The organism is Enterobacter sp. MGH85 (assembly GCF_001037655.1).
GTDB classification, from domain to species: Bacteria; Pseudomonadota; Gammaproteobacteria; order Enterobacterales; family Enterobacteriaceae; genus Enterobacter; species Enterobacter intestinihominis.
Window position 1 is genome coordinate 1059321 of record NZ_KQ089925.1, and the last position, 26831, is coordinate 1086151.

At 55.8% G+C, this 26831-nt stretch carries 20 protein-coding genes and 2 pseudogenes; 10 read left to right on the forward strand and 12 right to left on the reverse strand.

Annotated features, from left to right (window positions below; translation table 11 throughout):
• Positions 1-160: 160 nt before the first annotated feature.
• The 3 genes from lldD to lldP are packed head-to-tail and all read right to left on the reverse strand — an operon-like array spanning position 161 to position 3770.
• Complete coding sequence (lldD, locus tag SK51_RS04960) at positions 161-1348, reverse strand: FMN-dependent L-lactate dehydrogenase LldD (RefSeq protein ID WP_022649770.1); 1188 nt, start codon at positions 1346-1348, stop codon at positions 161-163.
• Complete coding sequence (lldR, locus tag SK51_RS04965; protein ID WP_023298877.1) at positions 1345-2118, reverse strand: transcriptional regulator LldR; 774 nt, start codon at positions 2116-2118, stop codon at positions 1345-1347. The genes lldD and lldR overlap by 4 nt, the downstream gene beginning before the upstream one ends.
• Positions 2115-3770: an L-lactate permease gene (gene lldP, locus SK51_RS04970; RefSeq protein ID WP_022649769.1), complete on the reverse strand. Its 1656-nt coding sequence runs from the start codon at positions 3768-3770 to the stop codon at positions 2115-2117. Before lldP ends, lldR begins: the two co-directional genes overlap by 4 nt.
• 1099 nt (positions 3771-4869) lie before the next feature.
• Between lldP and SK51_RS04975 the strand changes: the two genes are divergently transcribed.
• The 5 genes and pseudogenes from SK51_RS04975 to SK51_RS04990 all read left to right on the forward strand — a co-directional run bounded on the left by SK51_RS04975 (position 4870) and on the right by SK51_RS04990 (position 9745).
• On the forward strand, positions 4870-5451 hold the full coding sequence (locus SK51_RS04975; protein WP_032621994.1) for a fimbrial protein: 582 nt from the start codon (positions 4870-4872) through the stop codon (positions 5449-5451).
• Positions 5452-5481: 30 nt separating this feature from the next.
• Positions 5482-6156: a fimbrial biogenesis chaperone gene (locus SK51_RS04980; protein WP_022649767.1), complete on the forward strand. Its 675-nt coding sequence runs from the start codon at positions 5482-5484 to the stop codon at positions 6154-6156.
• A 70-nt stretch (positions 6157-6226) separates the two neighbouring features.
• A pseudogene (locus SK51_RS04985) lies at positions 6227-8344 on the forward strand (fimbria/pilus outer membrane usher protein); the annotation flags it as partial.
• Complete coding sequence (locus SK51_RS25560; RefSeq protein ID WP_268989768.1) at positions 8345-8641, forward strand: FimD/PapC C-terminal domain-containing protein; 297 nt, start codon at positions 8345-8347, stop codon at positions 8639-8641. It begins immediately after the preceding pseudogene.
• Between the two features lie 9 nt (positions 8642-8650).
• Positions 8651-9745: a fimbrial protein gene (locus tag SK51_RS04990; protein WP_023307173.1), complete on the forward strand. Its 1095-nt coding sequence runs from the start codon at positions 8651-8653 to the stop codon at positions 9743-9745.
• 31 nt (positions 9746-9776) lie between these two features.
• On the opposite strand, the gene SK51_RS04995 is transcribed toward SK51_RS04990, so the two are convergent.
• The 6 genes and pseudogenes from SK51_RS04995 to SK51_RS05015 form a co-directional block, all read right to left on the reverse strand.
• Complete coding sequence (locus SK51_RS04995; protein WP_022649764.1) at positions 9777-10139, reverse strand: YibL family ribosome-associated protein; 363 nt, start codon at positions 10137-10139, stop codon at positions 9777-9779.
• 58 nt (positions 10140-10197) lie between these two features.
• The gene (gene mtlR, locus SK51_RS05000; protein WP_023307172.1) at positions 10198-10788 is read right to left on the reverse strand and encodes a mannitol operon repressor MtlR; all 591 of its coding nucleotides are present in this window, start codon (positions 10786-10788) and stop codon (positions 10198-10200) included.
• A complete protein-coding gene (mtlD, locus tag SK51_RS05005) occupies positions 10785-11933 on the reverse strand; it encodes a mannitol-1-phosphate 5-dehydrogenase (protein ID WP_023307171.1) in 1149 nt (382 codons plus the stop codon). The genes mtlR and mtlD overlap by 4 nt, the downstream gene beginning before the upstream one ends.
• Positions 11934-12037: 104 nt before the next feature.
• Positions 12038-13078: pseudogene (locus tag SK51_RS05010) on the reverse strand (PTS mannitol transporter subunit IICBA); the annotation flags it as partial.
• A 13-nt stretch (positions 13079-13091) separates the two neighbouring features.
• Complete coding sequence (locus tag SK51_RS23875; RefSeq protein ID WP_001339197.1) at positions 13092-14300, reverse strand: IS4-like element ISVsa5 family transposase; 1209 nt, start codon at positions 14298-14300, stop codon at positions 13092-13094.
• The gene (locus tag SK51_RS05015) at positions 14240-15283 is read right to left on the reverse strand and encodes a PTS mannitol transporter subunit IICBA (protein ID WP_268989762.1); all 1044 of its coding nucleotides are present in this window, start codon (positions 15281-15283) and stop codon (positions 14240-14242) included. The genes SK51_RS23875 and SK51_RS05015 overlap by 61 nt, the downstream gene beginning before the upstream one ends.
• Before the next feature lie 436 nt (positions 15284-15719).
• Here SK51_RS05015 and SK51_RS05020 point away from each other — a divergent pair, with 436 nt between their 5' ends.
• The 3 genes from SK51_RS05020 (at position 15720) to selB (ending at position 19652) form a co-directional block, all read left to right on the forward strand.
• Positions 15720-16328: a glutathione S-transferase gene (locus SK51_RS05020; RefSeq protein WP_023307170.1), complete on the forward strand. Its 609-nt coding sequence runs from the start codon at positions 15720-15722 to the stop codon at positions 16326-16328.
• Between the two features lie 103 nt (positions 16329-16431).
• On the forward strand, positions 16432-17817 hold the full coding sequence (selA, locus tag SK51_RS05025) for an L-seryl-tRNA(Sec) selenium transferase (RefSeq protein WP_023307169.1): 1386 nt from the start codon (positions 16432-16434) through the stop codon (positions 17815-17817).
• Positions 17814-19652 carry a selenocysteine-specific translation elongation factor gene (selB, locus tag SK51_RS05030; RefSeq protein ID WP_023298869.1) on the forward strand — a complete coding sequence of 613 codons (1839 nt, stop codon included), beginning with the start codon at positions 17814-17816 and terminating at the stop codon, positions 19650-19652. Before selA ends, selB begins: the two co-directional genes overlap by 4 nt.
• A gap of 3 nt (positions 19653-19655) precedes the next feature.
• Here the strand turns inward: selB and SK51_RS05035 are convergent, their stop codons facing one another.
• Positions 19656-20540: an ROK family protein gene (locus SK51_RS05035; protein WP_023298868.1), complete on the reverse strand. Its 885-nt coding sequence runs from the start codon at positions 20538-20540 to the stop codon at positions 19656-19658.
• Between the two features lie 166 nt (positions 20541-20706).
• Here SK51_RS05035 and aldB point away from each other — a divergent pair, with 166 nt between their 5' ends.
• Positions 20707-22245, forward strand: a complete 1539-nt coding sequence (gene aldB, locus SK51_RS05040) for an aldehyde dehydrogenase AldB (RefSeq protein ID WP_023307168.1) — start codon at positions 20707-20709, stop codon at positions 22243-22245.
• A 162-nt stretch (positions 22246-22407) separates the two neighbouring features.
• Here the strand turns inward: aldB and SK51_RS05045 are convergent, their stop codons facing one another.
• Together SK51_RS05045 and SK51_RS05050 are read right to left on the reverse strand one after the other, a co-directional pair.
• Entirely contained in the window at positions 22408-24357 is a 1950-nt protein-coding gene (locus SK51_RS05045; RefSeq protein WP_023307167.1) for a glycoside hydrolase family 127 protein, read from the reverse strand.
• A gap of 10 nt (positions 24358-24367) precedes the next feature.
• On the reverse strand, positions 24368-25768 hold the full coding sequence (locus tag SK51_RS05050) for an MFS transporter (RefSeq protein ID WP_022649754.1): 1401 nt from the start codon (positions 25766-25768) through the stop codon (positions 24368-24370).
• A 225-nt stretch (positions 25769-25993) separates the two neighbouring features.
• Here SK51_RS05050 and SK51_RS05055 point away from each other — a divergent pair, with 225 nt between their 5' ends.
• Positions 25994-26812 carry an AraC family transcriptional regulator gene (locus tag SK51_RS05055; RefSeq protein WP_022649753.1) on the forward strand — a complete coding sequence of 273 codons (819 nt, stop codon included), beginning with the start codon at positions 25994-25996 and terminating at the stop codon, positions 26810-26812.
• The last annotated feature ends 19 nt before the right edge of the window (positions 26813-26831 follow it).

Sequence of the window (26831 nt, forward strand, 5' to 3'; positions counted from 1 at the left end):
TGTTGTTTTTGTGTTCTTGTATTTGCTTGTCTATACAATTGCGGAGGGCGGGTTGTGTCAAATTTTCTTATCCAGAATGTTACGCAAGTGTTATTTTCAACAAAAAAAGCGCCCGAGGGTAAAGCCGGGCGCGGAAGAAGGGGAGGCTAACCGGGGGATATCAGGCCGCGTTTCCCTGAGAAAGGGGGGCCAGCGCCGCAGGCAGCTTACTGAGCTCCTGCACCAGAGAGTCTTTGCTGATTTCACCGATTGTTTTCGCACCGGTAAGGGTCATCGCCACCTTCATCTCTTTCTCGATCAGGTTCAGCAGATTCGCCACGCCCGCCTGGCCGCTGGTGGCCAGCGCGTACAGGTAAGCACGGCCCAGCAGCACACTGTCTGCGCCCAGGGCAATCATGCGTACCACGTCCAGCCCGTTACGGATGCCGCTGTCGGCCAGAATCGCAATATCGCCTTTCACCGCATCGGCAATGGCTGGCAGGGCGCGGGCGGAGGAGAGCACCCCGTCAAGCTGGCGGCCACCATGGTTAGAGACCACGATCCCATCGGCACCAAAACGCACCGCGTCGCGCGCATCTTCCGGATCGAGGATCCCTTTGATCACCATCGGGCCGTCCCAGAATTCGCGGATCCACTCCAGGTCTTTCCAGGAGATGGATGGATCGAAGTTGTTCGCCAGCCAGCCGATGTAATCTTCCAGCCCGGTCGGTTTACCCAGGTAGGCCGAAATATTGCCCAGATCGTGCGGACGGCCATTCACGCCGACATCCCACGCCCACTGCGGGTGCGTCACCGCCTGCCAGTAGCGGCGCATCGCGGCGTTCGGACCGCTCATGCCGGAGTGCGCATCACGGTAGCGTGCGCCGGGCGTCGGCATATCGACGGTAAAGACCAGCGTAGAGCAGCCCGCCGCTTTGGCGCGCTCAAGGGCGTTACGCATAAAACCGCGATCGCGCAGGACGTACAGCTGGAACCACATCGGGCGCTTGATGGTCGGGGCGACCTCTTCAATCGGGCAGACGGACACGGTGGAAAGGGTAAACGGAATGCCTTTGGCATCTGCTGCGGCGGCGGCCTGCACTTCGCCCCGGCGGGCATACATGCCGCATAAGCCGACGGGCGCAAGCGCCACCGGCATGGAGAGCGTCTCGTTAAACAGCTTCGTCTCAAGGCTCAGGTCAGACATATTCTTCAGCACGCGCTGGCGCAGGGCCACTTCCGACAGGTCCTCCACGTTGCGGCGCAGGGTATATTCGGCGTACGCCCCGCCGTCAATGTAGTGGAACAGGAATGGCGGCAAAATGCGCTGTGCCGCGGCGCGATAGTCACTGGCTGCGGAAATAATCATGCTTTGTTCTCCCTGGAAATATCACTCTCGCCAGGCAGACGGGTAATACGCGCCTGTCGGGCCTGATCTTCATCGAATCGTTTAATGGTGGTATGCACGAAGCCGAGATGCGCCATCATCGCCTTGCGCGCGGCCTCGGCATCACCGGCCAGAATGGCGTTGAGCACCGCCTCGTGCTGTTCGGTCAGTTGGGCAAATACCGGCGGCACCAGATACATGCGCTGGCGGCTCTGCTTCACGGAGGATTGCAGCAGGTCGAAGAACCCGCGCATGGTTTGCAGCAGAACCACGTTGTGCGAGGCCTCGGCAATCGCGAGGTGAAAACGCACGTCCGCCTGGGAGGCGATGTCCGGGTCGCTGCTTTGCGTGGCCTCAAAGCAGGCTTTGAGCTTCTCTTTGTCGGCCTCGGTTGCCCGCATCGCCGCATGCCACGCGGTGCTGGTTTCGATGGCGTGACGCGCTTCGAGGATGTCAAAGCTGTAGTCCGGGTCGTTTTCCATCAGCGTCTTAAGCGGCTGCACGATGTTTTGTTCGGACCAGTCGTCATGCTGCCAGCGCACGAAGGTGCCGCCGCCTCGACGGCTCAGCAGCACCCCTTCGCTGACCAGCGTCGCCAGCGCCTCGCGCAGTGAATTGCGCGACACGCCAAGCTGGGCGGCAAGCTGACGCTCGGCGGGCAATCTCATGCCCGCTTCCAGCTGTTGTTCTTCTATCAGCGCCCGTACGCGAGTGGCAATCTCGTCGGACAGGCGTCTGGGCATCACTATCATGGAATCATCCAGGTTAAGACATAGGCCTGCAATGTGGTGATCACGCCCACCATGCAGGTAAATATCAGGCTGTGTTTAACGGTAAAGCGGAACAGATCCGACTCTTTGCCTACCAGCCCCACCGCGGCACAGGCAATGGCGATGGACTGCGGTGAGATCATCTTCCCGGTCACGCCGCCGGTGGTGTTCGCGGCGACCAGCAGCACGTCCGAGACGCCAATCTGCTGCGCGGCTGTGGCCTGTAGGGCGGCAAACAGGGCGTTAGATGACGTATCTGAACCGGTCAGGAACACCCCCAGCCAGCCGAGGAACGGCGAGAAGAAGGTAAACGCGTGGCCGGTATGCGCCAGCGCTAACGCCAGCGTCGACGACAGGCCGGAGTAGTTCGAAATAAACGCGAACGCCAGCACCATGCCGATGGAGTAAATCGGCAGCATCAGCTCTTTAATCGTCGCCGCAAAGGTCTGCACCGCGGCGGCAGGCTTCATGCGCAGCCACACTACGGAAAGGATAGCGGCAAACAGGATGGCCGTGCCGGTGGCTGAGAACCAGTCGAACTTAAACACTGCCGCATACGGCGTGGCGTCGTGTACCACCGGCGGCATACGAGCGACCATCTTGTCGAGGAACGGCACGGAGATATTAATCACCATGTCGTACAGCGCGCCGCCCGGGGCGAACAGGGCCTTAAACGGCGGAATGCTCCACAGCGTCACGGTGGCGGTCAGGAACAGGAATGGTGACCATGCGCGTACAATCTGTCCGGCGGTATAGCCGGTGCGCGCCAGCGTCTGATCCACGTGTGATGCGCCCATGTCAGCAAAGCGGAAGATACGTACCGGCTGCCAGCGTTTCAGGAACAGCGTCAGACAGACCAGCGACACCAGGGAAGAGATGATGTCCGGCAGTTCCGGGCCGAGGAAGTTGGAGCTGAGATACTGGGCAATGGCGAACGAACCGCCCGCTACCATCACCGCAGGCCAGGTCTCCTTCACGCCGCGCCAGCCGTCCATAATCGCCATGATCCAGAACAGCACGATAATGGTCAGGAACGGCAGCTGGCGGCCCACCATCTGGCCGATCTCGAAGCTGTCCAGCCCGGTCACCTGGCCCGCCACCAGAATAGGAATGCCCATCGCGCCAAACGCCACCGGGGCGGTATTCACAATCAGGCACAGGCCAGCGGCATACAGCGGGTTAAAGCCCAGACCGACCAGCAGGGCGGCGGTGATGGCCACCGGTGCGCCGAATCCTGCCGCCCCTTCCAGAAATGCTCCGAAGGAGAAGCCGACGATCAGCATCTGCAAACGCTGGTCCGGCGTGATGGAGAGAATCGACGAGCGAATAATGTCGAACTGCCCGGTTTTGACCGAGATTTTGTAGACAAAGACGGCGGCGATGATGATCCACGCAATCGGCCACAGTCCGTAGAAGAAGCCATAGACGACGGAGGCCAGCGCGCGATCGACCGGCATTTTGTAGAAGAACAACGCCACCATCAGGGCGATGGCAACGGTATACGTCGCGGCGAGGTAGCCCTTCAGCTTGAGCTTAATCAGCGCAAAGAAGAAAAACAGGATCGGTAGCGATGCGATCAGGCTCGACAGCCAGATATTTCCGGCCGGATCGTAGTTTTGTTGCCAGAGGCTCATGCAGGTCTCCTGAGGACCACACAGGTGTTCGTCGGGTGAGTCTCTGCTCATCTCTGCGTCACACTTAGTGTAAAAGTGGTCCTTCCAATATTGTGATGTAGGGTTAATGACAACAAATGGTTAACCAAGTGTTGCTATTCAGCAATTGTTTTGTGAAGTGGAGCATCGAAATTGTGAACGATGGATAGCTTTGTGCGTGATTGGTAGGACCAAACCCGCAAAATCAAATCACCGTGTGCGTTGGGAGCGGTGGTCAGGTGGAGAGCCTTACATTCGCCTTTTAAGCAGATACGGCGCGTAAAAGAGGTTATATAAAAAGGAGAGGTGATAATGTTTCGTGAATTTAATGAGGTTTGTTTGTTTTATTTGTGTTTTTGAGAAGCTGTATATGTGTGAGCAGAGTGATATATTTCCTATAAATAAAAATTTTTTTTGGTTAAAAATGCGAAATCTAAGCTGTAGCAAAAAATTTTAATTAAGGTAAATTTCACATATAGATTTTAACAGTGTATTACAAACGATCAATTGATGATCGATAAAGAAATATCCTGTTCAAGTGTTGTTTTTCAGGATAAAGGGTAAGAATTTTGCGCTGAACAGACATTTTTTGGCTAATAATATTCTGAAATAAATTGATCAAACAATGATCAGTTAACTCTCTTGTAATTTAGTTGCGGTATTAAAAGCAGATTAATAATTATTAGGGCAATCGAAAGGGGTTAAATTTGTTAGTTGAGTGTTAATTTCTGAGTGTTTACAGACGCGGCATAGTGCTTTTCAATGCGTAGACGTTAAAAGGCATTTGATTTACTATTTATTCAGAAGCAACGTAACAGAAGATTTTAAATTTATTACTAACCACAACGTATTCAGTGTTATTTTCGGCCAGAAGTCATTCCTCAGTTGAAGGATATCTGTGTATGGCCTTCTGAAAATATACGGATTATCACCATGGGATGGACCCTGCTTTATTCTATAAGGGCGCGTCACCCATTCTGCTAAAAACCTTTCGGTGGCGTTTTTAAATCCTTATAGCGGTTATTGTACCTGGTACAACAAGTCTATATCTGTTTAATTTACAGAGGGGAAAGTGTTCCAAATGAAAATCAAAAATGTGGCGCTGGCGATTGCCGCGGCGGGGCTGCTGTTATCTTCTCAATCAGTACTGGCAAGCAGTGATTCTGGCGTTAATGCTTCTCTGGATACCGGTGCGGGTTCGCAAAGTACGGGCGGGGTGATCAATTTTACCGGGAAGATTACCCTTATTTCCTGTGATATTACTCCGGCCTCTAAAAACAAAACGGTAGACCTTGGGGCGTGGGCAAAAAGCTACTTTGACGATCACAACGAAACGACGCCGCGCGAGTTCAAAATCAACGTGGAAAACTGCCCGGAGACGGTTGAATCGGTTGCGGTACTGTTTGACGGAACCAAAGATACGGTGAATGACACACTGCTTCAGGTTACGCCGGGTGAAGGTATGGCGACGGGTGTCGGCGTGAAGCTTTATAACAGCGATCGCAGCACCGCGATTAAACCGGGTACGGTATCTGAAACAACCGCACCGGATGATCAAGGCAATGCTGAATTAACTTTCTATGCCGCACTTGACAAAGATGGCACGGAAATCAACGCCGGCGATGTTAACGCCGTATCCAACTTCCTGATGGTTTATAACTGATTTCACTGTCAGCCACCTCCAGAGATAATAATGATGAAACGTTTATCGTATATTATGCTCACTGCATTAATGGTTAGTTCTGCGTCAGTTTCCGCTGGCGTTGTAATGGGGGGAACACGGATCGTATACCCGCAAAACAGCAAGGAGGTGGCATTTTCTGTTTCTAATATGGAAAGTGCGGTTCCCTATCTTATTCAGTCGTGGGTTGAAGGCGATGGGCCGGATAAAAATAACGCTGCGCCATTTATTGTCACACCACCTCTGTTCAGACTTGATCCGGAGCAGACCAACACGCTGCGTATTCAATATACCGGCGCTCCGCTGCCCACAGATCGTGAATCTGTATTCTGGCTCGATATTAAAGCGATAGCGCCAAAGCCAAAAGAGAGCAGCAACGAATTACAGGTAAACGTCAAATCGAAATTTAAAATCTTCTACCGCCCGGACAACCTGAAAGGGGACGCCGCCACGGCCTGGCAGAAAATAACGTTTTCGCGAACGGGAAAAGGGCTTAAGGCCGCTAACCCGACGCCATACTACGTCTCTTTTTATCGTCTGACCGTTGGCGGGCATAAAATTGAGCAGCCGGGCATGATCGGTCCAGGGGAAACCCGGGAATGGCCTGTGTCCGCCTCCGGGGGCGTAAGCTGGTCGGCTATTAATGATTTTGGTGCCATCACCGCCACCCACACCCAGCCTCTTTAAGACCATGCGTTTTCGCCTGTTTCGTTACGCGCCGCTTTCGGTGTTGCTGCTTAGCTTCAGCCGCACGGGGATGGCCGAGGATTACTTTGATCCCGCCGCGCTGGAGCTTTCCTCTACTGAACAGAAAACGGCGGATCTGCACTATTTCTCTGAAAAGGGCGGGCAGATGCCAGGCACCTGGCTCGTGACGCTGGAGATTAACGGACGCGAGGAGCGGCATCAGGAGATCACCTTCGTCAATGAGAAAGGCAGCCTGCAACCCGTTTTTAGCGTATCGCTGCTGGAAGCGCTTGGCGTAAATGTAGGGGCCATTCCTGCATTCTCCCGGTTGCAGGAGGGAGAAACGTTCACGCACCTCGAGGATTTTATTCCGGCAGCGCGAACTTCTTATGATTTCAACCAGCAGCGTCTCTTTCTCAGCCTGCCGCAGGCGGCAATGAAACACCGCAGCCGTGGCTATGTGCCGCAGTCGCAGTGGGACGATGGTATCCCGGCGGCATTTACTGATTACAGTCTGTCGGGCGGTCAGGCCCGTCATCAGAGCGGGGTCACGACATCCAGCTATCTGAGCCTGCGTAACGGCATCAATCTGGGGGCGTGGCGGCTGCGTAACACCTCGGCCTGGAGCTACAGCGACGCGGGCGGCGACCATTTTCAGTCGCAAAGTAGCTGGCTGACCCGGGATATTCGCCGTCTTAACAGCCAGCTACGGATCGGTGATGCCTGGACCGCAGGCGACGTCTTCGATAGCGTGGCGTTTCGCGGGGTACAGCTCTCATCAAGCGAAAGCATGTTGCCAGACAGCCAGCGCGGCTTCGCACCAACCATCCGCGGCGTCGCACACAGCTTCGCTAAAGTCTCCGTTTCGCAAAATGGCTATGTGATCTATGAAACCTGGGTGGCCGCCGGGCCATTTATCATTAACGATCTGTTCCCGGGCGCACAAAGTGGCGATCTACAGGTTACGGTCACGGAAAGTGACGGCTCAACGCGCGTCTTTACCCAGCCCTATTCTGCGGTGCCGTTTATGCGACGCCAGGGCAGCCTGAAATACAGTCTCAATGCAGGACGATTTCACTCCGGCTCCGGTGATGCGCGTTCGCCCGAATTTGTTGAAGGCGCTTTCTTCTACGGTCTGCTCTCCAGGATGACGGTGTATGGCGGCTTTCGTACGGCGAGCAACTATCAGGCCGGTGCAATTGGCGTAGGCAGAGGGTTTGGCGCATTTGGCTCGCTGGGTATTGACGATACGCTGGCAAAAAGCCGTTTACCCGACGGCAAAAGCGCGATGGGACAGGCGTGGCGCATTCAGTACCAGAAAGATTTCAGCGCTACCGGCACCGCCTTCAACCTGGCGAGCTATCGCTATGCCTCGCGCAATTAATACGAATTTAGTGAACTGAATCAGTCTGACAGCCAACAGCTGCAACTCAATAATCGCCGTAGCCGCTCGCAGGTCACTTTTTCACAGACGCTGGGTCAGTTCGGCAGCCTCAGCGTCTCGGCATGGATGCAGGATTACTGGCATACGTCCGGGCAGGATAAAACCATCCACATTGGCTGGTACACCAGCTGGCGGGGTATTTCCTGGGGCGCGGGGTATGACTACACCGACTCAGCGCTTGAGCAGCATCCCGATCGCACCGTATCGTTTAACGTCAATGTTCCGCTTGGCAACTGGCTGCCGGGCAGTTCGGTCAGTTACTACGCCAACCACAACAATCGTGGGATGACCACGCAGCAGGTGTCACTCAACGGCAGCGCGCTGGCGAACCGCAACCTGAATTACAGCGTTCAGCAGAGTAAGACCAGTGAGGGAGAGGCCGACAGCACCAGCCTGGCGCTGCAATACAACGGTGGCTACGGCAACGTCAGCCTCGGTTATGACCACAGCCGAAACGGTAGCAACGCGAGTCTTGGACTCGCCGGAGGCGTTATCGCCACGCAGTATGGCGTCACGCTTAGCCAGCCGCTGGGCGATACCGTCGCCCTGCTGCGCGTGCCCGGCGCGGCGAACGTTGAGCCGGAGGGCTACAACGGGATCCATACCGACAGCCGCGGCTATGCGGTCATGCCAACGCTCTCGGCGTATCGCAAAAATACCGTCAGCCTTGATACGGCGACGCTGGGTGAGAACGTCGACATTGAGCAAAGCGGTCTGACGCTCATTCCCACCAGCGGCGCGGTGGTGCTGGCCAATTACACAACCCACATTGGTTATCGCGTTCTGTTTTCCCTGCGCTACCACGGCGAACCGTTGCCGTTTGGCGCGCAGGCTGAAGTGGTGGAGCAGAACCGCCATTCTGCAAACCGAAGCATGGTCGCTGACGGCGGTCAGGCCTACCTGAGCGGGGTACCAGAGCGCGGCACCCTGCGCGTCACCTGGTATGAAAACGGGGAGCAGCAGCAATGCCAGACACCTTTCAGACTGGGGAAAGCTCATATGGCCCCCGGTATCGCCACGCTGTCCGTTGAGTGCCATTAGAGGAATATCATGCGTCGTTTTATTCACTGGTTTTTCTATCTGAGCCTTCTTTCGCTTTTTGGCATGCTGAGTTTTCATGCCCATGCTCAGACTTCACCTTGCCGCACCACGCGCGATCAGTGGGTCGTTCAGGTGCCTTATGCCATTGGGTATGCGCCCGGCACGGCTGACTGGACGCCGATATCTGCGCCGATACAGTCTACCGGGGCAGATTTCTACAGCTGTGATGGCGGGAATGATGCCTGGCGTAGTATCGGCTTTGTCGACGTGGATAACCCCGTCGGCACCGTGGTGGGTGAAGACGGTGCGTCGCGGCACGTCTACAAAACCCAGATTGACGGCATCGGCTACGCGCTCGGGTTTCGCGAGCAGCAGTACTGCGGCGCCGATGCGATACGCTATATTGACGGCACAAGTCAGGTGAATGGCAATGAGTCCCGGCGCATTTGCGACGCATCGCAAAACCCCGCCTTTGCCAGCGCCTCAACGTACAAAATGCAGTTCTGGGTGGTGTTTTACAAAATCCCGACGACCAGCGCCATGCCTGACGATAACGCCAATTCCCAGGAGCAAAATGTCGGCTCGCTGATATTGCAGGCGGGAGAAAATCAAGCCAGCGCCACCAACGTGGCGACACCGGTACAGATCCATCTCGCCAGCTTCACCGTCAGGCGTACCAGCTGCTCAGTGGGCTCTCGCAGCATTCTTGTTCCCATGGGGAGCGTGAGCCAGCGTGAATTTCACGGCATCGGCTCCCGCGCCGGAGGCGGACGCTTCAGCATTCCGGTGACCTGTGAAAATAACACGGCGGTTAAGATGGGTTTCTTTGGCGATACCACGCCGGGCAACGATCGGGCGCTGGCGTTGACGAAGCAGGAGGATAGCGCCAGCGGTGTCGGGATCGAACTGCTTTACGGTGACAATACCGGTTCGGTTCAGGGGCAGGTGGTATCGTGGAACACCCCTCAGGTGTCAGCGCTTGGCCAGGTGGGGGATAACCAGACGCAGACCTTCTGGTTTGATGCGCATTACATTCAGACGGAAGAGAACGTAACGGCGGGAAAAGCAGATGCGATGGCCACGTTTAACCTGATTTACAACTGAGTTTCCCCTGCGCAGCGGCAGGGGAGAGCGATCAGAACGCGGTCTTACTAAAACCCGTCATCTCTTTCAGGCCCATTTCGCGGCCAAGCTCAGTCATCGGGTGCACCACCACCAGGCCACGGACGCTTTTCTTCAGCTTGCCCATGTCGGCCTGCTCTTTTTTGGTGATCGCGCGGCGATGCGGCATGTTCATCAGCTTCTGCGCCTCTTTACTCAGCTTCTGGCCTTTCACATCGCGCAGGCGCTCAATTTCCGCCTCCAGCTTCACGGACTCTTTTTCCAGCTCGGCATATTTCTCGGCGGAATCAACAAGGGAGAGGCCAGCCATCTGATGGCGGATCAGATCCAGACGGTCGCTCAGGCGTTTAATTTCGTTCTTTTCGACTTCTTTCATGACAAATAACTCTGAAAACGGGGAATTTACAGGGAAGGATACACCAATGTGTGCGGGCTTACTTCTGAAACGCTTTTTTTAAGCTGATTTTAGAAATCAGCTCAGTCAGGGAAAGTACCATGGTGGAGCGGACAACTTGTTGATAACGCAGCTTTTGCATCATGTACAGCTCAGGGTCGCTGTCATCAAACTGAGGTGCGGGAGGGAGCGCGGATACGCAGTGCAGTTCGCCGAAGGGCCCGAGTATCTCATCATCGGTGAAGGTGTACTCATTGCCGTCATGATTGAGCTCTTCGCGCAGCGCCATTAACAGCTCGGCGTCTTCATACTCCTGACGGTTGAGCACGCCAAGACCGTAGATCAGCTTCAGCCGTACCGATAAATCGCCCAGCGGTCCGTCTCCGTCCAGTAACGGTTCTACAGCATACTTTACCGCGTAGTCGTCTTTGCGAAACACCTGAAGCACCAGAATGTTCACCGCCTCGGTTAACAGCTCGACGGCGGCGATCAGGAAACTTCGTACGGTTTTGCCAGCATTCAGACGCTCAAGCACACGATTTTCAAAGGCCTGGGTTTGTTCCATTATTGCCTGCATATCTGACAATCTGTTATTCGGGCGCAGGCTAACCTGCGCCGGACTCTGCATCATTTGGTTGCGTTGTATGCGCTGACCGCCTCCGCAACCACGTCGCTGTTGGCATCCAGACCGGAAATCTGCGCCAGCGCAGCCTGTGCGCCTTTGTCATCAATCAGCTGAGCCAGCTCAATCGCCTGCGGGTCCTGCTCGCTGCGGTAATGCATTGCGGCAGCAATCCCTTTCACCAGGTTAGCGTGCGGCAGACCGTATTCCAGCGTGCCCAGCAGCGGTTTAATCAGGCGGTCACCCGCGCTCAGTTTACGCAGCGGTTGACGACCCACGCGCTCAACGTCATCTTTCAGATACGGGTTTTCAAAACGACCGAGGATTTTCTGGATGTATGCTGCGTGTTTATCAGCATCAAAACCGTAGCGTTTGATCAGCACCGCGCCGCTCTCTTCCATTGCCCCTTTGACCACCGCACGGATGTTCTCATCGAGGATCGCGTCACGAATCGTCTGATGACCGGCCAATTTCCCGAGGTACGCGGTTATAGCATGCCCGGTGTTCAGCGTGAAGAGTTTACGTTCGACAAATGCCATCAGATTATCGGTTAATTCCATTCCCGGAATGGACGGCAGCGCGCCTTTAAACTGAGTTTTATCAACGATCCACTCGCTGAAGGTTTCCACGGTTACTTCCAGCGGGTCGTTGGTGGCGGATTCTGATGGCGGAACGATGCGGTCAACGGCGGAATCCACAAAACCAACGTGCGCTTCAACCCAGGCTTTATCTTCATCAGCCACAGCGGCCAGAACGTGGCCTTTCAGCTGCGTGGTGCCGCGCACCATGTTTTCACAGGCGATGATGTTCAGCGGCGTTTCAACGCCTTGTGCTTTACGCTTCGCCAGGCCTTTCGCGACCGCCGGGGCGATACGCTCAAGCACCACCGGACCCACGGCTGTGGTGACCAGATCAACGCTTGCGATGAGGTCAATCACGTCGTCGCCAATGCTGCTTACCGCGTTGACGCCAGAGACCGTTTCAACCTGTTCGTTTTCACCCACCACGTGAACCTGATAGCTATGACGGGCATTCAGGGCATCCAGAACCACCTGATTCACATCGGCGAATGTCAGGGTAATGCCCGCGTCTGCCAGCAGTTTACCGATAAAGCCACGTCCGATATTACCTGCGCCAAAATGTAATGCTTTCATAGTGTTAACCTTCATCAATGTTTTTACCCGAGAGGGCTGGGGTGAGGAACGTTTTCCCCTCACCCTAGCCCTCTCCCCGGGGGGGGGAGAGGGAAGAGGCGCTGTTACTTGTTAAGCAGAGCCAGAACTTCTTCAACGCTGGTGGTATTGGCCAGACGCTCAATAACCGTTTCGTCATCCAGCGCGTTGGTCAGGCTGGTAATCACCTGGATATGCTCGTTATTGCGAGCGGCGATACCAATCACCAGACGGGCGATGTCGTCCTCTTCTTCACCGAAGCGCACGCCGTCAGGATACTGACAGAACACCACGCCGGTTTTCAGCACGCGGTCTTTGGCTTCCACCGTACCGTGCGGAACCGCGATGGATTCACCCAGGTAGGTTGGGGTCAGCTTTTCACGCTCCAGCATCGCCTCAACGTATTCCGGTTGAACGTAGCCGCCTTTCACCAGCTGCTCACCGGCGAAGCGAATGGCCTCTTCTTTATTGGTCGCCGTGCGGCCAAGGAAGATGTTTTCTGCGCCCAGTTTGAACAGATGCGCGTTGCTCTCGTCGAAGCTGTCTTGCAGGCTGGTGCGCACCTTCACTTCGTTATCTTCATGGCGCTGGGCCGCAACCAGACGTTCGGTCAGGCTGGTGTACAGGCCGCTGTCGAGGAAGTTGGTCAGGGAAATGTGCTGCGCCTGCGGCACCTGACGCATGGCGCGCTCGGTCAGATCGCGGTGCGTGATCACCAGGTCAACGTCCGGCGGCAGGTTGTTAATCGCGCTGTTGGTCACGGAGATGTTGGTCAGACCCGCATCCTGCACTTTCTTACGCAGCACGCCCGCACCCATTGCGCTGGAACCCATACCGGCATCACAGGCCACGATAATTTTACGCACGTGGCTCAGGTCGTTAGAGACATCACCCGCCGCCAGCGGCGTTGCGCCTTTGGATTCGGCTTTCATGTCATGCATACGACGGGTTGCCGCTTCGATATCGTCGTCTTCTTTCACCTTGCTGGTTTTCAGCAGGATAGCGGAGACCACGAAGGAGACGGCCATGGCCGCACAGATCGCCGCGATGTTCGCGAAGTAGGCGCCTTTCGGGGTCATCGCCAGCACCGCCAGAATAGAGCCTGGAGAAGCAGGAGACACCAGACCCTGAGAGATCCCCTCATAATTTCCCCAAAGCGTAACCATGTGTGAATAAATTTTGAGCTAGTAGGGTTGCAGCCACGAGTAAGTCTTCCCTTGTTATTGTGTAGCCAGAATGCCGCAAAACTTCCATGCCTAAGCGAACTGTTGAGAGTACGTTTCGATTTCTGACTGTGTTAGCCTGGAAGTGCTTGTCCCAACCTTGTTTCTGAGCATGAACGCCCGCAAGCCAACATGTTAGTTGAAGCATCAGGGCGATTAGCAGCATGATATCAAAACGCTCTGAGCTGCTCGTTCGGCTATGGCGTAGGCCTAGTCCGTAGGCAGGACTTTTCAAGTCTCGGAAGGTTTCTTCAATCTGCATTCGCTTCGAATAGATATTAACAAGTTGTTTGGGTGTTCGAATTTCAACAGGTAAGTTAGTTGCTAGAACCCATGGCTCCTTTGCCGACGCTGAGTAGATTTTAGGTGACGGGTGGTGACAATGAGTCCGTGTCGAGCGCTGATTTTTTCGGCCTTTAGAGCGAGATTTATACAATAGAATTTGGCATGAGATTGGATTGCTTTTAGTCAGCCTCTTATAGCCTAAAGTCTTTGAGTGACTAGATGACATATCATGTAAGTTGCTGATAGGTTTCCAGTTTTCCGCTCCTAGGTCTGCATATTGTACTTTTCCTCTTACTCGACTTAACCAGTACCAACCCAGCTTCTCAACGGATTTATACCATGGCACTTTAAAGCCAGCATCACTGACAATGAGCGGTGTGGTGTTACTCGGTAGAATGCTCGCAAGGTCGGCTAGAAATTGGTCATGAGCTTTCTTTGAACATTGCTCTGAAAGCGGGAACGCTTTCTCATAAAGAGTAACAGAACGACCGTGTAGTGCGACTGAAGCTCGCAATACCATAAGTCGTTTTTGCTCACGAATATCAGACCAGTCAACAAGTACAATGGGCATCGTATTGCCCGAACAGATAAAGCTAGCATGCCAACGGTATACAGCGAGTCGCTCTTTGTGGAGGTGACGATTACCTAACAATCGGTCGATTCGTTTGATGTTATGTTTTGTTCTCGCTTTGGTTGGCAGGTTACGGCCAAGTTCGGTAAGAGTGAGAGTTTTACAGTCAAGTAATGCGTGGCAAGCCAACGTTAAGCTGTTGAGTCGTTTTAAGTGTAATTCGGGGCAGAATTGGTAAAGAGAGTCGTGTAAAATATCGAGTTCGCACATCTTGTTGTCTGATTATTGATTTTTCGCGAAACCATTTGATCATATGACAAGATGTGTATCCACCTTAACTTAATGATTTTTACCAAAATCATTAGGGGATTCATCAGCACCAGACCACCGCCCAGTACGCTCAGGGTGAACACGCCGGTCATACCGCCAAGGATAACGGCCAGGATCAGACGTGGGTTCATCAGCACATACGGGAAGTAAATTTCGTGAATACCGCCCAGGAAGTGAATGATCGCCGCGCCGCCAGCAGACTGTTTCGCGCTGCCGCGACCAAAGAACATGTACGCCAGCAGAACGCCCATACCCGGACCCGGGTTCGCTTCAATCAGGAAGAAGATGGACTTGCCGAGATCGTGTGACTGCTGGATACCCAGCGGTGAGAAGATACCGTGGTTGATGGCGTTGTTCAGGAACAGGATTTTCGCCGGTTCAACGAAGATAGACGCCAGCGGCAGCATGTCGTGCGCCACCATGAAGTTAACGCCCGCAGCCAGCAGTTTGGAGAGCACTTCAACCGCAGGACCAATGCCGAGGAACGCCAGAATCGCGAGGATCATCCCGATGATGCCCGCGGAGAAGTTGTTCACCAGCATTTCGAAGCCGGATTTGATCTTGCCATCAACCCAGACGTCAAATTTCTTGATCGCCCAGCCGCCCAGAGGACCGGCAATCATCGCACCGAGGAACATCGGCATATCCGCACCGACAATTACCCCCATGGTTGTGATGGCACCCACGACACCACCACGGTCACCGCCCACCAGACGACCACCGGTATAACCGATGAGCAGCGGCAGCAGGTACGTAATCATTGGGCCAACAAGTTTCGCCAGCGTTTCGTTAGGCAACCACCCTGTCGGAATAAATAATGCGGTGATAATACCCCACGCGATAAACGCGCCGATATTTGGCATCACCATGTTGCTGAGGAAACGACCAAAGCTTTGCACTTTGATCTTGAAATCGGATGACATAAAACACCCCTTCTTATGTTTACGCTTAGGCTTGTGGCCCGAGGTTTATCGTTAATGTGCGGCGGCAGAGGTAGCCGGGCCCTGTTCTGATGCTGTGAAATCTGGCACTGAATCGTTCAACTGTCCAGACAGCGGAATTTTGTGTGATCTGAATCACATGAATGTAGGGGGTGAGGATATTAATGAAGTGATCGCGATCACATAATGGGTGTGTAAAAAAAATACATTGCTCAGAATTACGCCAAAATGAGGACTGTTTTGTGATTAATATCACAATGTTAAGTTGGTTGTTTGTTTCCAGATTGTGATTTGATTCACAAAATATTTTTATGCAGATTTCTCCCGTATCCCCTCACGGCAGGAATGCGATACGTACACCTGCCTTTTTTCACGGCTTGATCCATACTGACCTCTTTATGGGCATTAAGGATAAGCAATGAAACTCATCGGCAGTTATACCAGTCCTTTCGTGCGTAAGATTTCGATTCTCCTGCTGGAGAAAGGGATTGAATTTGAATTCGTAAATGAACAACCGTACAACGCAGAGAACGGCGTTGCGCAGTACAACCCGCTGGGGAAAGTCCCGGCGCTGGTAACGGACGAGGGCGACTACTGGTTTGATTCCCCGATCATTGCGGAGTACATCGAGCTGCTTGGCGTTGCGCCAGCCATGCTGCCGGCGGATCCAAAAGCAGCGCTGGCGATGAAGCAAATTGAAGCCCTGGCGGATGGCATTATGGATGCGGCATTAACGTCCGTACGCGAGCAGGCAAGGCCCGCCGCCCAGCAGTCAGAAAATGAGCTGCTGCGCCAGCGCGAAAAAATCAGCCGCAGCCTGGATATGTGCGAACAGCTGATCCGCGACGGGAAAATTCAGAGCGATAGCCTGAATCTGACGACGATCGCCATCGCCTGCGCCATTGGCTACCTTAATTTCCGCCGCGTCTCGCCGGGCTGGTGCGTGGATCGTCCGCTGCTGGTCAAACTGGCGGAGACGCTCTTCCAGCGCGAAAGTTTCGCCCGGACTGAACCACCAAAGACTTGATGCGGGTTATAACACTTCCTGGCGGGAGGCGGTACAATCCCCCCACATGTTAACTCCCTCTCCCGTCGGGAGGGGGGAAGATATTTACTCGCCAGGCGCATTCATGACTACTCATCATTCCCTCTACAGCCAGATCCCCGCTACCGATCGTCTGCTTCGTGATCCGCGCATCACTGCGGTGCTGGAGCAGTTTGGCCATACTGCAACGGTTGACATGCTACGCCAGCTTCAGGACGATGCGCGTCGCCATATTCAGGCTGAAAACGCGCTACCCGGCTGGTGCGAGGCATGGGCGCAGGAAGTTGAACGCAGGCTGAGCAAGCACGCGCAAAGCGCGTTGCGCCCGGTTATTAACCTGACAGGCACGGTTCTGCACACCAATCTGGGCCGGGCACAGCAGGCAGAAGAAGCGATAGAGGCCGTCACCCGGGCCATGCGCTCGCCGGTGACGCTGGAGTACGATCTGGACGGCGCCGGGCGCGGGCATCGCGATCGCGCACTGGCGGATCTTCTCTGCCAGATCACCGGCGCGGAAGATGCCTGCATTGTGAATAACAACGCGGCGGCGGTGCTGTTAATGCTGGCGGCCACCGCGAGCGGAAAAGAGGTTGTCGTCTCTCGCGGCGAGCTGGTGGAGATCGGCGGGGCGTTTCGTATTCCGGATGTCATGCGCCAGGCGGGCTGCACGCTGCATGAAGTGGGCACAACCAACCGTACCCATGCAAAAGATTATCGCGCGGCGGTGAATGAAAACACTGCCCTGCTGATGAAAGTGCATACCAGTAATTACCACATTGAGGGGTTCACCAAAACGGTGGAAGAGGCCGAACTGGCCGCCATCGGGCGCGAGCTAAACGTGCCGGTGATTGCCGATCTCGGCAGCGGGTCGCTGGTGGATATGCGCCAGTACGGTCTGCCGAAAGAGCCAATGGTGCAGGAAATGGTTGCTGCGGGCGTAAGCCTGGTCAGTTTCTCCGGCGACAAACTGCTGGGCGGGCCGCAGGCGGGGATTATCGTCGGCAGGCGCGAGCTGATTGCGCAGCTACAGCAGCACCCGCTGAAGCGCGCCCTGCGTGCCGATAAAATGACGCTGGCCGCGCTGGAAGCCACGCTGCGGCTCTATCTCCACCCGGAGAAACTGGCTGACCGCCTGCCCACGTTGCGTTTGCTGAGCCGTGATGCGGCCTCCATTCGCGCGCAGGCGGAAGCGCTACTGCCGCAGGTTGCTCCCCATTACCCTGAGTTTGACGTTCGTATCGAGCCTTGCCTGTCGCAAATTGGCAGCGGCTCGCTGCCGGTGGACAGGTTACCGAGCGAAGCGCTGACGTTCACCCCGCGCGACGGACGCGGAAGCCAGCTTGAGGCGCTGTCGGCGCGCTGGCGTGCATTACCGACGCCAGTGATTGGCCGGATCGGTGATGGTCGTATGTGGCTGGATTTACGCTGCCTGGAAGATGAAGGGCGGTTTCTGGAGATGATGTTGAAATGATTATTGCCACCGCCGGTCACGTTGACCACGGCAAAACCACGTTATTGCAGGCCATTACGGGCGTGAATGCCGATCGCCTGCCGGAAGAGAAAAAGCGCGGCATGACCATTGACCTGGGTTACGCCTACTGGCCACAGCCCGACGGTCGCGTGCTGGGCTTTATCGACGTGCCCGGCCACGAGAAGTTTCTTTCCAATATGCTCGCGGGCGTGGGCGGGATCGATCACGCTCTGCTGGTTGTCGCGTGCGATGACGGGGTGATGGCGCAAACGCGCGAGCATCTGGCGATCCTGCAACTGACGGGAAACCCGCAGTTGACCGTCGCCCTTACCAAAGCGGACCGTGTGGATGAGGCGCGTATCAACGAGGTGCGTGAAGAGGTACTGGCGGCGCTGAGTGAATATGGTTTTAAGGATGCCGCTCTGTTTGTCACCGTGGCGACAGAAGGCCGCGGTATCGACGCTCTTCGCGACCATTTGCAGCAGATCCCGTCTCGTGAGCATGCCAGCCATCACCGCTTCCGTCTGGCGATCGACAGGGCGTTTACCGTGAAAGGGGCTGGGCTGGTGGTGACCGGTACCGCGCTGAGTGGCGAAGTTAACGTGGGCGATACCCTGTGGCTGACGGGCGTGAACAAACCGATGCGCGTGCGCGGGCTTCACGCGCAAAACCAGCCGGTGGAACAGGCCCATGCCGGGCAGCGTATCGCGCTGAATATTGCTGGTGATGCCGAAAAAGACCAGCTTAACCGCGGCGACTGGCTGCTGGCCGACGCGCCGCCGGAGCCTTCTGAACGGATTATCGTTTCTCTACAGACCCACACGCCGCTGACCCAGTGGCAGCCGCTGCATATCCATCACGCGGCCAGCCACATCACCGGACGCGTGTCGCTGCTGGAAAACGATCTCGCCGAACTGGTGTTCGACTCCCCGCTCTGGCTGGCGGATAACGACCGCCTGGTTCTGCGCGACATCTCCGCGCGCGAAACCCTGGCGGGCGCCCGCGTGGTGATGCTGAATCCGCCCCGTCGCGGCAAGCGTAAGCCCGAGTATTTAGCGTGGCTGGCCTCGCTGGCCCAGGCCCGTGACGACAAGTCTGCGTTAGATATCCACCTTGAGCGTGGTGCGGTGGATCTGGCTGCGTTCGCCTGGGCGCGCCAGCTCAGCGGTGAAGGATTGCGTCTTCTGACGCAGGAGCCGGGTTTTATTCAGGCTGGCAACAGCCTGCTGAACGCGCCGGTGGCGGCGCGCTGGCAGCGTAAAGTGTTGAGCACGCTGGCGACCTACCATGAACAGCATCAGGATGAGCCCGGTCCGGGCCGTGAACGTCTGCGGCGTATGGCGTTGCCCATGGAAGACGACGCGCTGGTGCTGTTGCTGATTGAAAACATGCGTGAAAGCGGCGTGATTGCAAGTCATCACGGCTGGCTACACCTGCCGGAACATAAGGCCGGTTTTACCGCTGAGCAGGACGCGGTCTGGCAAAAAGTGGCGGCGCTGTTTGGCGATGAACCCTGGTGGGTGCGCGATCTGGCGCGTGAAACCAATACCGATGAGCAGCTGATGCGTCAGGTACTGCGGCATGCGGCGCAGCAGGGCATGATTGTGGCGATCGTGAAAGATCGTTATTACCGCAACGATCGGATCGTGGCGTTTGCGAACCTGATCCGGGAGCTGGATCAGGCGCGCGGATCAACCTGCGCCGCAGACTTCCGCGATCGGCTGAACGTTGGACGCAAACTGGCGATTCAGATCCTGGAGTATTTCAACCGCATCGGGTTTACGCGTCGTCGTGGCAATGACCATGTGCTACGCGACGCGCAGTTATTTCCGTAAGCGTTAAGCGCTGCGCGCCTGCTTCTGCTTAGCCAGCCAGACCGCGCCCAGCCTTCCCGCCTGGTTACCCAGCTCGCAGGGAAGGATGGGCACCCGGAGCGCTTCCCACTCCTCGAATCGCTGTAAATATTTATCCAGCAGGAGATAGATTTTCTCCTGCTCACTAATGCCGCCACCAATCAGCACCGCCTGCGGATCAAACATAGAGATCACGCTGTAAATACCGCGCGACAGACAATGCGCCCACGCTTCAATGGCCTCGCGCAGATGCACGTCGCTGTCCATGCGTTTAAACAGCTCCTCACCATCAGGCATCTCATCTTCCGACACGGCCAGCGCGCGGCGGCAGGCTTTCATCAGGCCACTGGCGGACGCCACTTCATGCATCGGTTCGCCCTCATTGCCTACGGGCAGCACGCCAAACTCACCCGCCCGGTAGTGCGACCCGCGGTAGAGATCGCCCTCCATGACGATACCGCCGCCGATGCCGGTGCCGATGGTGATGCAGACGAAATGCTCATAGTCCTTGCCCGCGCCCTGCCAGCGCTCGCCCAGCGCCGCGCAATTGGCATCGTTTTCGATTGTCACGGGGAGATCGGTCAGCTGTGCGAACAGTTCGCACAGGTTTTCGCCGTCAAGATAGTCCAGCGCCCCGGCTTTGGCCGCTTCGCCAGTATGGTGATTGATATGTCCTGGAAAACTCACGCCAATACTGGCGATCTCGTGCTCCTGGCAGTATTTATCCACTACCGCTTTCCACTTCTCTTTGAAGGTGCTTTCATCGTCCGGCGTATCATATTCATCGGATGTCAGTTCTTCGCCGTTTTCATTAATTACGCCGTGTTTGATGTGGGTTCCACCCACGTCAAAGCCGATAAATAGCTGCATTGCATCATTCCTCATGAGCCCTTGAGTTATTAAGTATGGCTGCGGCGGCAGAAACGAAACGTAAAGTACAGTAATCCGTGATGCGGCTCGTAAACCCGCTACCCGCTGGCGAGAAAATCACCAGCCGGAACTACCCTTGTTGTACAACAACAGCAAGGAGACGGTCATGACAAACAATCCTCCCTCATCGCGTATCCAGCCTGGCGAGTATGGTTTTCCCCTTAAGCTGAAGCCCCGCTATGACAACTTTATCGGCGGCGACTGGGTGGCGCCCGTCGACGGTGAATACTATTCCAACCTGACGCCCGTTACCGGTCAGCCGCTGTGTGAAATTGCCAGTTCGGGCAAGCGGGATATCGATTTAGCGCTGGATGCGGCGCATAAGGCGAAAGATAAGTGGGGGCAAATGTCCGTTCAGGACAGAGCGGCCATTTTGTTCAAAATCGCCGATCGGATGGAGCAGAATCTGGAGCTGCTGGCGACCGCAGAAACGTGGGACAACGGCAAGCCGATCCGCGAAACCATGGCGGCGGACGTGCCGCTGGCGATCGACCATTTCCGCTATTTTGCGTCCTGCATTCGTGCCCAGGAGGGGGGAATAAGTGAAGTTGACAAAGATACCGTGGCGTATCACTTCCACGAGCCGCTCGGCGTGGTGGGGCAAATTATTCCGTGGAACTTCCCGCTGCTGATGGCGAGCTGGAAAATGGCGCCCGCGCTGGCGGCGGGTAACTGCGTGGTGCTGAAACCTGCACGCTTAACGCCGCTTTCGGTACTGCTGCTGATGGAGGTGATTGGCGACCTGTTGCCGCCGGGGGTCATTAACGTGGTCAACGGGGCCGGGGGAGAGATCGGCGAATATCTGGCTACTTCAAAGCGTATTGCCAAAGTGGCGTTTACCGGCTCAACGGAAGTGGGTCAGCAGATCATGCAGTACGCGACCCAGAACATCATTCCGGTCACCCTGGAGCTGGGCGGGAAATCGCCGAACATCTTCTTTGCCGACGTGATGGATGAAGAGGACGCCTTCTTCGACAAAGCGCTGGAAGGGTTTGCGCTGTTTGCGTTTAACCAGGGCGAAGTCTGCACCTGTCCGAGCCGCGCGCTGGTGCAGGAATCCATTTATGAGCGCTTTATGGAGCGGGCGATCCGGCGCGTGGAGTCGATTCGCAGCGGTAATCCGCTGGATAACGTTACCCAGATGGGGGCGCAGGTATCGCATGGCCAGCTGGAAACCATCCTCAACTATATTGATATCGGTAAAAAAGAGGGGGCCGATGTGTTGACCGGCGGTCGTCGTAAGGTGCTGGGCGGCGATTTGCAGGAGGGCTACTACCTTGAGCCGACTATCCTGTTCGGTAAGAACAACATGCGCGTTTTCCAGGAGGAAATTTTTGGACCGGTGCTGGCCGTCACCACGTTTAAAACCATGGACGAGGCGCTGGAGCTCGCTAACGACACGCAGTATGGCCTGGGGGCGGGCGTCTGGAGCCGTAACGGTAACCTTGCCTATAAAATGGGCCGCGGCATTCAGGCCGGACGCGTATGGACAAACTGCTATCACGCCTATCCGGCTCATGCGGCGTTTGGCGGCTACAAACAGTCGGGCATCGGGCGCGAAACCCATAAAATGATGCTGGAGCACTACCAGCAAACGAAATGTCTGTTAGTCAGCTACTCCGATAAACCGCTGGGGCTGTTTTAATCTCCCGGCTCAGGCCGTCCCGGCTCAGGCCGTCCCGGCTCAGGCCGTCCCGGGCGGCCTGAGCCGGGTTAAAGCCGGGTGGCGGCTTCGCCTTACCCGGCCTACTTTTTACTCCCTCTCCCGTGGGAGAGGGCTGGGGTGAGGGCAACAGGCCGCAGTTATTCAGCCTTCATCCACCCATATCCGCATTTCCCCTTCTCCCCGGTTTGCCCAGCTGAACCACGGAATAAAGGTCAGCGTCTGGGGCTGACGTTCTACCGGCGAGTGGTCGTACTGCCACAGGGCATCAGTGTCCTTCGCCTGACACCCAATCCCTTCCGCCTGTATCAGCATCTTGTGCGCGAAAATGCCTTTGCCTTCAAATACCCGAAACGCGCTGTCTTGCGGCAAAGAAAGGTTATGCAGATTTGCGCCGTTATCGGCTTCTTCCAGGCAGTAAACCAGCGGCCCACGCTGCAATGCGACTTTCCCCGCCTGCTGGCGCACCTGCGGGTTGCCGTACACGCGGCGGACCGGCATCGGTAACGTCAGCGTCAGCGTGTCGCCTTCCTGCCAGTTGCGGTTGAGGTATAAGTATCCACGGGAGACCTCGCCTGTAATGGCTTGACCATTGAGCGAAACAGCCGGTTCCGCACACCAGTCCGGCAGCCTCAGGGCCAGAGTGTGAGTCACCGGAACTGGTGAGGTTATCTCGATTTTCACCTGCTCATGCCACGGATAGTTTCCGCTAATACGCAGCTGGAGGGTGTTTTCCCCCACCGGAATGGCGACGTCGTTTCCCACGTACAGGTTGATCAACAGCGCGTCCGGGCGAACGGTATAAATATAGTGCCCCAGCGAGGTCAGCACGCGCGCAATATTCGGCGGGCAACAGGCGCAGCCGAACCAGCGCTGGCGCACCGGTTTCACGTGGTCATAGATATGGTTAAAGGCCAGTGTTTTCGGGTGCACTTCCAGCGGATTCACATAAAAGAAATGCTTACCGTCCAGCGCCATGCCACCCAGCACCGTGTTGTATAGTGCGCGCTCCATCACGTCGGCGTAGTGGCCGTCCGCCTCCATCTCCTGCATCCGGCGGGCAAACATCATCAGGCCGATGGAGGCGCAGCTTTCGGCATAGACCGTATCGTTGGGTAGATCGTAATCGCTGCTGAATGCCTCGCCGCTGCTTTGTGAGCCAATCCCGCCGGTGATGTACAGCTGGCGCTGTGCCATGTTGTTCCACAGCCGCAGGCAATCCTGACGTTTCCCTTCGTCGTTGCTCAGGCGCGCCAGATGCGCCATGCCCGCCATCAGGTAGACGAAACGCACGGCATGGCCGATGGCCGTTTGTTGTTCGGCAAGGGGCTGATGTGCCTGACTGTAGGCTTTGTCCTTGACCATCCACGCCGGGCCATAGGTGTTCCAGTATGACGTTCTGCCGCGCTTCTCATATTCGATATCGTAGAAGTGAGGCTGTGTGCCGCGTTCCTCAATAAAGTATTTCACCAGATTGAGATAGCGTGGCTCCTGCGTGACGTCGTACAGCCGCATCAGCGCCAGCTCGATTTCCGGGTGGCCCGGATAGCCGTGCAGCTGGTTTTCGCCCGGGCCAAACACGCTGTCGATATGATCCGCCAGCCTGCACACCACGTCCAGCAGGCGGCGCTTTCCGGTTCCCTGGAAATACGCCACACCCGCTTCAATCATATGTCCGGCGCAGTACAGTTCGTGGCACTCGGCCAGATTGGTCCAGCGCTCGGCCGGTGCTTTCACCGTGAAATAGGTATTGAGATAGCCATCTTCACACTGCGCCGCTGCGACCAGCTCGATCACCTCGTCGGCGGTTTTTTCCAGTTCGGCATCCGGCTTCTGGCACAGCGACCACGCCACGGCTTCGAGCCATTTCGCCACGTCGCTGTCCTGAAAGACCATCCCGTAGAACTCCCCCTGTTCCAGACCGGCCGCGATACGGAAGTTGGCGATGGCGTGGCTGGGTTCAGCCTCCGCCACGCGATCGTTAAGCGCATCCCACTGGTAGGGGATTACCACATCGCGGACCAGCCGTTGGTACTGACCAAGAAACGGGTCGTTGATTTTCAGTTGATGCAGGTCGGCTTCCATTATGGTCATATCGTTCTCCTCAGGACTGTACATGACGCTGGCGCAAATCGGTGGCAATGCGCGACATCACGGGATTGTTAAGCCTGCACCAGCGGATAGCGACCGCCAGCAGCAGGTGGAAAAGGGCAGGGAGCAGCGTCTCCATGGCGGTAATGCCCTGCAATGAGGCGGGTGTCTGGTTGCCCGCGCCTGGCTGATAGGCCACGGCAATAAACACCAGGCTGATGATCCCGGCGCTGGATGCCCACGCGAGCTTGATGAAAAATAGATTGAAGGCGAAATTCATCCCCGAGGAGCGCACGCCGGTTTTCCATTCGCCGTAGTCATCGGCAAAGGCCATTAGCGAGAAGTGAAGCGGCAGGGTGAAGCCCAGGATCACGCCGTTACTTAAAATCACGATAAGCCAGAGCGTCTGGTGCGCCGGGCCACCTGGCAGGAACCACATTCCCATAGCAAGCGCAGCGAGTACCAGGTTGGTGTAGTAGTAGAGTTTGACGGTATCAATCCGCCGCGACAGCGGGTTGACGATCACCGCGCCCAGAATGGCGGCAAAGGTCACCATGGTGAAAAACAGCGAGGTGTACGCCGTGCTGCCCTGAAGCACGTAGGTGATGAAGTACATGTACCCGCCGCCGCGAATGTTGAAGACGTTGATCAGCAGAAACGACATCACCAGCATCAGCAGCAGCTGATCGTTTTTACGCAGGCCCGCCAGGTGCTCGCGCAGGGTAAATTTCCCCATCAGCGCAAGCGGGACGCGCTCGCGCACCCAGAAGAAGCAGCACAAGAACATCACCACAGCGATGGCGCACAGTACGCCGACGCCCAGCTGATAACCCCGGGCGGTATTGCCCTGTCCCAGCTCTGACACCAGCCACGGCAGGCCAACGGAGACCAGAAAGCCCGCCACGCCGCACAGTACGAAGCGCCAGGACTGGCAGGATATTACCTCGTTGTGGCGGGTGGTCATGGTGTTGATCAGCGCGCAATACGGCACGTTGATGGCGGTATAGCCTACGGACAAAAGCAAATAGGTGCCGAACGCCCAGGCGATTTTCACGCCCATGCTGGCGTCCGGGACGGTGAAGGTCAGCACGCCGACGATCCCGATGGGAAGCGCGACCCACAGCTGCCACGGACGAAAACGCCCCCAGCGGCTCTGCGTGCGGTCGGCAATCACGCCCATCACAGGATCGGAAATCGCGTCAAATACCCGAAGGGCAATAAACAGCGTGCCCACCAGCGCGGGCGTCAGGCCAAATACATCGGTATAGAAAAAGGTCAGGAAGTTCATGATCAGGCAGGTAATTACCGTGCCGCCCGCGTCGCCCAGGCCGTAGCCAATTTTCTCGCGGACTGACAGCCGGTCATCGGCTGCCTGTTTTGCAACTTCTGCGTCTGTAATCGGTGTGGAAGTCATGGGGTAACTCCTCGATAAACGATTTTTTATCGTATTTGTGCAAGGTACCCCATTTATTCTGCATTCAACGGGCAGACCAACAAGGGAAGGGAAAAGTATAAAAAGGTGACGATTCCGACCTGATGGTAAAACTGTGAGTTTGATCGAGCTGTTCTGCTGATATTTATTAATAATCAAACAATAAACGCAATATTAGCCACCATAAAAGCGGGAAATTGAATATCCATGCTTGAATTATCCATAGCACTTCCGATTAAGGTTCAAAATGGCGGGTTATTTATCTCCCGGGGCGTGGGTCGTCATCCCGCACGAAAATTATCTTCGTGGGAGATAATCTTTGTCGAAAAAGGGACATTAACGATCCAGGAGGAAAATACGCTGTTTGAGGTAAACGCCGGCGAGAGTTTATTACTTTGGCCGAAGCGGCGGCATGTCGGCGTGGAAGATTTTCCGGGCGATCTCAAATTTTACTGGCTGCATTTTGAGGTGGATGAAGGCTTGCCTGCGTTGCCAGGTGCGACGCCACTGTCGATTGAGCAACACTGTAGCGTGCGGGATCCGCAATATGTTATTGCGTTATTCCGTCAGTTTTTAAGCGAGCAGGAAAAATTACAGCGTAGCCAGGCGCTGGAGATAATTTTGCTGTTAATTTTGCAGCAGATATCGCTCTCGCCGGGATATGAAGATAAAGCGGATGATGCGGGCGCAGCAATGGCGTGGAAGGCCAAACAGCTTATCCGCACTCACTTTCATTTGCCCATATCCACTTCACAGCTGGCGAAAGAGCTGCACTGCAACGCAGATTACCTGGGGCGAGTATTTCGCCGGACGTTTCATTTAACCCTGACGGAGGCAATACACCGCCAGCGCGTCAGGGCCGCTGAAAAATTGTTGCTGAACGATGCGGCCTCATTAACTGAAGTGGCCACCCGGTGCGGTTTTAATGACGTGGGTTATTTTCGGCAAATATTCTCGAAACATACCGGGTTAACGCCCGCCGTCTGGAAACGGCGGTACTGTAAAGAGCATATTAATTCCGGATGAGCGCATCCTCTTTGACCCA